Consider the following 1,238-nt stretch of genomic DNA (forward strand, 5'->3'; position numbering starts at 1 on the left):
CATTACCAAGGTCTATTTGTGTACTTTCTGAGCCAGGCGCACTTGTTACTTGCATTATTAGACTCCTTCATAGCTTACGTGCCTATAACAGGCACATATTTCCCCTAATGCCATTACAAACTTATTCCGGTGCCAGTTGGATAATTCTTAACTCTCAAAGTTCTCTTTTGTTCTGTCAGTTATGTTATGAGGGCAGACAGAGATAGGCGCTTGTGCTGATCGGGCGTGTTACCATGTTGTTCACACTATGGGTGAGATTTCCAAAGAGCGTGTCGGTGACTATCTTTGTGCATCAAGGGATGGCCGTATCCGTGCAGGTCGTGCCTTCAGGAGAAGTTAGTTACCTCCGTAGAGTCCCTGTCTGCAGTTCTTGCCAATGGGGATCAAGTGAGCTGGCGTCAGCAAAGATTTCAGCTGATTGCTGTCTGAAATCATGCTCTTTGAGACCTAAAGCTTGCAGTTCTGATTTCGGTGTTAACGCCTTCCCAAGACAGCCCAGATCTTCGGGCCCGACTTCAGGGCGCTGAAAAGTTGCTGATGTTCTGGCAGAAAGACGGGAAGAGAGAACATCCTGCCCGAGACAGGCGAATCGGGCGATCAGCTCTTGGGTTAACAGCAATCAGAGTCTCTTAATGTCCTCCGTATGAGTCGGGTGTAGATGTTCAGAGCTGTTCTCAGATTATCCATTCCCCCCATGAGCTGGAGGTGTTTACCCAGAGTCAGCTCGATCTCTATATCATTACAGGGGCCCCCCGTCCGTCTGTCCGCCACCTGGGTGCACAGCCAGGTGTAGGTGTCCAGAGCTGCTTTCAGATTATCCGCACCGCCCATAAGTCGAAGGTGTTTGGCCAAAGCCAGTCCATTGTTTTTTTATCATCGAAAGATTCTGAGTCCCTTTCATAAAGGGCCTGGAAAAGAGGCAATGCTTCAGTGAGATGATCGTTCGCCTGTAAAGCCTGGGCTTTTGCCATCATCACCCCTTGAATATTTTGCAAATCCTGTGGAAGAGAATTGACGTATCTGATGCACCCATCAAAATCGTCAAGACGAAATAGAGCCTGAGCTTTTAATTCCACAACACGGGCATAGTGACGCGGGTCTTCTATGTGTTTTGCTAATAACGCCGCTGCTGCCGTTAATGCTCTTTGAGGGTTGGTTTCCAGAAGGCGGAAACCTTCATCTAGATCTACGGGGCAGGGGGTGTGGCTCTCTCGGGCATCGTACTGCCCTTTCCAGTG

The 1,238-nt window shown here is 48.9% G+C and carries 2 protein-coding genes; both read right to left on the bottom strand.

The features are described 5' to 3' along the window. Window positions 1-609: 609 nt before the first annotated feature. On the bottom strand, window positions 610-852 hold the full coding sequence (locus tag E1189_RS01330; protein ID WP_155158306.1) for a hypothetical protein: 243 nt from the start codon (window positions 850-852) through the stop codon (window positions 610-612). Beyond that, the coding region (locus E1189_RS22785; RefSeq protein ID WP_196220962.1) for a hypothetical protein at window positions 810-1,238 on the bottom strand (429 nt) is incomplete at its 5' end. The genes E1189_RS01330 and E1189_RS22785, both read right to left, overlap by 43 nt.

Source organism: Parendozoicomonas verongulae (genome assembly GCF_009711465.1).
Lineage (GTDB): Bacteria > Pseudomonadota > Gammaproteobacteria > Pseudomonadales > Endozoicomonadaceae > Sansalvadorimonas > Sansalvadorimonas verongulae.